We start from the raw sequence: 7,062 nt of genomic DNA on the forward strand, positions 1-7,062 counted from the left end.
GCATAGATGTGCGCCTCTAGCAACAAGCAAAAATTTCATAAATTTTTCATAGAAGTTAAAAACCTATAGAACTCATATTTGATTTTTGAAAAAATTCAGTGTAACTCAAAGAGGCTTCTTGCCTATTGCCTATTGCCTATTGCCTATTGCCTTCCTACACAAATAATTATGGCTACGCCACGCTGCGCGAACAGAAATCAAAGACGCTCAATGACTCGCTACCGCTTCGCTATCGGATCGCTATATAAATCAGTTAATATGAGAGTAAATGTCGTCCATCCGTTACCGCTTTCTACTTGAATATTTCCTTGCAGTTGTTCAACTAATTTCTCTACTATAGGTAAACCTAATCCCGAACCACCTTGATTCCAGATATCTGCATTGGGGAGGCGATAAAATTTCTCAAAGATTCGTGGTAACTCTGTTACTGGAATTTCTTTTGAATTACTAACAGTAATAATAGTTTTTGCGGGCGCTTCTGAGGAATTGTGACGTACACTTAAAATAATTTCACCACCCGCAGGTGTGTATTTACACGTGTTATTGAGCAATTCTACTAAGATTCGTTCTAAGCTAATGCCATCTGACAATAGCGGCGGGAGATTTGAAGGGAGATTTAACCTTAGAGTTTGCTGATGTTGTTGAATACGGATTTGAAACGGCTCAATAATCCAAGGTATCCACTGTTGTAATACCAACGCATCAGGTGTAATAACTGGATAGGATGAGCTTTCCAGGCGTTGTAAGTCTAGTAAATCGTTAATTAATCCTAACTCGCGATCGCACTCGCCCTCCATCAGGTGGAGATAGTGTTGAGCTTCTTCAGTATTAGGAGACAATTGTAACATTTGAATCATTAACTTCATATTACTCAGAGGCGATCGCAGTTCATGGGAAACTAAATTCAAAAAGTCATTTTTCAGTTGATTTATCTCCTCCCATTGCACCAAAAGTTGCTCTTGCTCAATTTGCTTCTTACCCGCCTCAATCGCTCGTTTGCGCTCAGTAATATCTCGAAAAACTAACACAGCACCTGTAATATTATCTTTATCATCTTTAATTGGTGCAGCGCTGTCATCAATTGGTATTTCTGCACCGTCTTTAGTAATCAGAATAGTTTCTGCTGGCAGATTAACGGTAATACCATCTTGCAGGACTCTTGCGATCGGACTTTCAATAGCGTTATGAGTTTCTGCATTGGCAATCTTGAATATTTCTGATGAATTTCTGCCACAAGCTTCTTCCTGTTTCCATCCGGTGAGATTTTCAGCAACAGGATTCATAAAAGTTATCAATTCTTGCATATCGCTAGCAATCACAGCATCACTAATGCTTCTTAAAAGTGCATCCAACCATTTTTTGTTTGCTTTTAATTCCCTTTCTAAAGCATGTTTAGTCAGAGTTATTTCAATATTCGTTTGTAGTTCTTTTTCTTTAAAAGGCTTGAGTAGATAGCCAAATGGCTCAGTTATCTTGGCGCGTTCTAAGGTATTCTCATCTGCATAAGCAGTCAAATAAATTACTGGAATATCTAAACGCTTATAGATTTCTTGGGCAGCTTCTATCCCGTCCATTACTCCTTTTAGCTTAATATCCATTAGTACTATATCTGGCGATAATTCTACTGCTTTATTAATTGCTTCTTCTCCTGAAGAAGCAATAGCAGGAACCGCGTAACCAAATTTTATAAGTCGGTACTGTAAATCTTTAGCAACAATAGCTTCATCTTCCACGACTAAAATTTTTGCTTTTGTCATCTTATAGCTATTTTATATTTAACTTAATGTAAATGCCAACTGACACTCTACTCCCATCGAACCTTGAATATTGAGATTTCCTCCAAGTTGATTGGTTAAAGCATCTACTAATTGCCAGCCTAAAGAGGCCATATTTTTGAAATTAAAATTTGAGGGTAAACCAATTCCATCATCACTAACTACAAGTTTAATTTGGTGTTCATGATTTTTAATCATCTCGATATAAATTGTACCGTTTCTACCTAATGGAAATGCATATTTCAAAGAATTGGATACAAGCTCGTGGATAATTAAGCTACAAGGAATTGCTGTATCTAAGCCTAGAAACACATGCTCATCGATATTTACTCTCAGAGCGATCACATCTTCGTTGGCTTCGTATGCACAAAATAAACTGCCTACCAAGTCTCGAATATATTCACCAAAATTAATCCTTGCCAAGTCTTGAGACTGATACAACTTTTCATGAACTAAAGCCATTGATGCAATCCGCTGTTGGCTTTGTTTGAATATTACCAAATCATCTTTATCTTTAATATAGGCAGATTGCAAGCTTAACAAACTAGAAATAACCTGTAAATTATTTTTGACCCGATGGTAAATTTCTTTTAATAACACCTCTTTTTCTAAGAGTGATGCTTGGATTTGCTCCTCCCACTGCTTGCTTTCGCGCTGCGCGGCTTGCCGTTCGCTAATGTCTTCAATCACAGAAATAAAATACTTTGGCTCCCCGTTAGGTTCGCGCATTAAAGACACGGTGAGATTAACCCAGACTATGGAACTATCTTTGCGGAAATAGCGCTTTTCCATCGAGTAAGTTTGAATATTATCTGCTAAAATCTGGTCAACGTATTCCAGATCGGCATTAAGATCATCTGGGTGAGTAATATCTTGGAAAGTTAGCAATTGTAGTTCTTCTGATGTGTAACCAACAATATCGCAAAGCCTCTGGTTAACTAACAACCACTTTCCATCTGTTGCTACATGGGCGATGCCAACAGCAGCTTGATGGAATGCAGCACGGAATCGCTGTTCGCTTTCCCGCAATGCTTCTTCTATTCGCTGGCGCTCGTTAATTTCTGCCTGTAGTGATTGATTAATTCTTGTTAGCTCTGCTGTCCGTTGCTCAACTTTGCTTTCTAGTTGGTTAAGTAGACTACTTAATGTCTCCTCTACTTGCTTTCGCGCAGTAATGTCAGTATTTGAGCCTGCTATCCGCACTACGTTACCATCTTCATCCCACAGTGCCTGACCTCGATCTAAAATCCATTTATAAGTGCCGTCTTTACATATAACTCGATACTCTGTAATGTAAAATGGTGTCTTTTGAGCAAAGTGATCTTGAAGTGCTTGTGTTACCCAGTCAATATCATCAGGATGCACTCGTGTCAGCCTTTCATCTAAATGGTTAGAAATTTCGTTATCTTCGTAACCGAGCATTTCCTTCCAGCGAGCCGAGAAAAAAACTTCATTGGTTTTAAGATTCCAATCCCAAATTCCATCATTATTGCCGCGCAAAGCTAATTGCCAGCGTTGTTCATTTTCTCTCAACACCTCCTCAGTTCGTATGCGTTCAGCAATTTCCTTTGCTAGTTGGTAGTTTACAGCCTCTAGCTGGGAAGAACTCGGTAGAGCAAGTGCCTTAGGTATTAATGGCACAAGTTGTATAGCTGTCAATACCGAGACGAAAGCGGTGATAGCTTTAATTAACCCTGATAGCCAATAGGTAGGATGCCAAAGCGTCCACACATCCATTAAATGGGTTGTGCCACAAGCAACGATGAATGTGCCAAACATGAGGAACATCCAGCCGAAAGGTACATCTCGCCGTTTACGGACAAAATAAACCAACATCACTGGAATTGAATAATAAGCAAGTCCAGTTAATACATCTGAAACCAGATGCAACCACACCAATCCTGGTTTCCAGAGGTAGCAATGTCCGTGGGGAATAAACTGGCTAGTAGAGAAAAAATTATTTAAAAATTCCATCATAAAAATCAAAATTTATACCAAAGCCTGGAGTGCGAAGGGGAGGTTTTTAGCCTAAAATCTTTGTAGACGCACAGACGCTTAGAGCTTCTTATACTCTAAAGGAGAATACCTGCGGCGTTTGTCAGAGCTTTCCCATACTAGCTGTAGGCTAGGCCAGTACAGAATAGCAATTGGGGCTTCTACATCCTGTATCTGTCATCTTTTCTGAGTTTTTTAAGCTGACAATGTAAGGTTTACTGGAATTAAAGTACCGCGATCGCTTTGGTTTTGTTACCGTAAATTCTCTGAAATGAACTCTTTATATATAAATGCCTTCATAAAATCACAGTAACATTTCGCTTAATAATATAACTAATACTTATTGCTTAAGGATATTTACAGAATAACGCCCTTAAAGTTAATACCTGTGTATTACGCAAAAATTATAAAAAAGAGGGGTAAAGGTTAAAGGGTAAAGGGTAAAGGTATGAATTAGGTTGCCCACAAGGGGCAAGGTTTTTACCAAACCTTCTTCATAAGGATTATTTCGCGCCACTTGCAGGCGAGGTTTTTACCCTTCCCCCTTTCCCTTTACCCCTTCCCCTTCTTCATAAAAATGCGTTGAGAAAACCCAATATTCTAAATATGGGATGAGAGACGCCCCAACGCCGTTGACGGCTAACAGTCAACAGTTCTATGCACCCTCATATAGAAATGGTATGGCAATAAAAATATTCCTTAAGTTTAATATAAGACACACCTAGAGTATGAAGTTATAAGTTCTTAGGTTAAATAAGATTATGGGGTATTCTTAATGTAAATTTGGTCTTAATCTTTGGCAGCATCTGACTACTTGAATTTTATAGTTTTTCTAGCAAATTAACAAAAACTAATGTAAACAAAATCATTAAATTTCTAAAGATATAAATCTTGTTTAAGTTAGCGATCGCTTGTACTCATTAAGTAGCCGATGTGAATAATTAAAAGGTTTGTAGTATACCCTTTGGAGGAAGCAAGCTACACATCATATCTTCTACTATTATATAGCTTTATCAGTTATTATGACCTATAAACTGTAAATTAAGTTCTATATGATTGCATAACAGAGGTTGATTTATTTTTGCCTACTTAGTTAACGTATCTAATTGGGATAATTAACTAAAAAACGTAAATTAATTATGGTTGTCAAGGAATTTTATGGTTGAAGATTTGGTTTTTTGTATACAAGAAGCAGCTTTATCCTTTATATCTAAAAAATCTCAAACACATAAAGATCCATCTGAATGCTTTGTAAACCCTCCCTGTGGATGTAGCAATCCAGGGAAAAATCCCCAATGTGAAGATTGTGGTTATCTTGAGGCCTGCTTATCTAATTGCAAGCTTCAAAAAGGTTCATTATCTTCACGTTCATAAACTAACTTTAATGCAAATTAATTCCTGCGATAGAATTGATTTTATTCTTATGATAGAGGCCCTTTAAAAGATTAGCAGCTATGTTTAATAGGAATAAAAAATAGTCATAATAAGTAATTAAAATTATGACGCAAGCAAGTGAATGTAATTTTACCAAAAATAAAAATATTATTCCTTGCCATTGTGGACAAGTGGCTTTGCTCCTGAGTTTGCAATCATATCATGAATTAGTAATTACTGATTATGAATTAGTTTGAATTTGGCAAATAGGTAAGTTGTTGTAGAAGCTTAAAATGCTTTCAAATATTCCAAAAAAACTAGGTAAAAGGCTTCACAATCTAACTTGACTTGTGAAATTTTACCTAATCTAGCAGTGGATTGAATAGACAATATCGGTTTTGAAAATCAATCAACCAAAGAAATCTAGAACATAAAAGGAACCATAATTATGAAGCCTTTCGACTTATCTAAAGCTGTTTTGGCTACTGTCTTTGCCGTCAGTTTCGCTTCCGTGTCCTTACCTCCTTCTGTTTCTGCCCAAAGCGGAGGCTCTGGCTCCGGTAGTGGTGGTAGCTCAGGCGCTGGAGCTACAGGTAGTGGTGTAGGTACTGGTACAACAGGTACTGGAACTACAGGTACTGGCGCAACAGGTACTGGTACAACAGGTACTGGAACTACAGGTAATGGTGTAGGTACTGGAACAACAGGTACTGGAACTACAGGTACTGGCGCAACAGGTACTGGCACTACAGGTACTGATACTACAGGTACTGGCGCAACAGGCACTGGCACAACAGGTACTGGCACAACAGGTACTGGAACTACAGGTACTGGAACTACAGGTAATGGTGTAGGTACTGGAACAACAGGTACTGATACTACAGGTACTGATACTACAGGCACTGGCACTACAGGTGGTGGTATAGGCACTGGAACTACAGGCACTGGAACAACAGGTACTGGCACAACAGGCACTGGCACAACAGGTACTGGCACAACAGGCACTGGCACAACAGGCACTGGAACAACAGGCACTGGAGTAACAGGTACTGACACAACAGGCACTGGAACAACAGGTACTGGAGTAACAGGTACTGACACTACAGGCACTGGTGCAACAGGCATTGACACAACAGGTACTAACAGGAATACAGGCATCACAGCTACCCAAAGTACTAGCGATCGCGGTTTCGATTGGGGCTGGTTAGGTTTACTTGGTCTAGGCGGTTTAGCAGGTCTGGCTCGTAATCGCGAAAAAGTTCGGGCTTATAGCGATCCTAATGAAGTAACAGGTACTCGTTCTAGATAGTATTCACCACACTGTAAGAGGCGTACACTCGGCGTTTGTGTCAACTTCAGGCTATTAGCAGTTAGACCTCATGCTTAGGGGCACAATATCAATACGTGCCCCTACAATAGACACGCCAGTTTGCTCAATTCGAGCTATTGTCTTGCCCAATAAAGATTACATTTGCCAAAACTTGTATTTTTGTTAGCTCACGCACAAGACGTTGAGCTTGATGTTTATAAAGTGGTATTGGCAGCACTCTAGGCAAATTATTCATCCATTGCCTAGCAGTAACAGAACTACATCCCGTAATCAAGACTATTTCCTCAGCGCCATACATAATAGCATTTGTAGTCAGAGCTTTTTCAATCTGCACGCTCCATTGGCGAGGCAGCATTTCACCCCATTCAATTCGCTGCAAACTACTGCTTGTGGCTAAAACAATCAAGCGATCGCCAGCATAAAGCTTAACATCATACCAGGGCATCAAGGAGTAATTGTCTCGGCTATTTTTCTGGTAGAGAATCGGCACAACACTATAGCAATAAGCTATTTCAGATAGAAGCAACCCATTCGCAGTTCCCCTGACTTATCCACTCTTCTTTAATTAATTTATTTAGTTGCTGTAAT

4 protein-coding genes are annotated in these 7,062 nt (G+C 39.0%); 1 reads left to right on the forward strand and 3 read right to left on the reverse strand.

The features are described from left to right. Positions 1-218 precede the first annotated feature (218 nt). Positions 219-1,757, reverse strand: coding sequence for a response regulator (locus VB740_RS22190; protein WP_323202068.1), 1,539 nt, complete (start codon positions 1,755-1,757; stop codon positions 219-221). An 18-nt stretch (positions 1,758-1,775) separates the two neighbouring features. Beyond that, positions 1,776-3,752: a PAS domain S-box protein gene (locus VB740_RS22195; protein WP_323202069.1), complete on the reverse strand. Its 1,977-nt coding sequence runs from the start codon at positions 3,750-3,752 to the stop codon at positions 1,776-1,778. A gap of 1,840 nt (positions 3,753-5,592) precedes the next feature. Here VB740_RS22195 and VB740_RS36840 point away from each other — a divergent pair. After that, on the forward strand, positions 5,593-6,453 hold the full coding sequence (locus tag VB740_RS36840; protein WP_416290392.1) for a WGxxGxxG-CTERM domain-containing protein: 861 nt from the start codon (positions 5,593-5,595) through the stop codon (positions 6,451-6,453). 124 nt (positions 6,454-6,577) lie between these two features. Here VB740_RS36840 and VB740_RS22205 read toward each other — a convergent pair whose 3' ends face one another. Further along, positions 6,578-7,000, reverse strand: coding sequence for a hypothetical protein (locus VB740_RS22205; protein WP_323202070.1), 423 nt, complete (start codon positions 6,998-7,000; stop codon positions 6,578-6,580). Positions 7,001-7,062: the final 62 nt, after the last annotated feature.

The sequence above is a fragment of the Nostoc sp. UHCC 0251 genome, assembly GCF_034932245.1.
Classification (GTDB): Bacteria; Cyanobacteriota; Cyanobacteriia; order Cyanobacteriales; family Nostocaceae; genus Nostoc.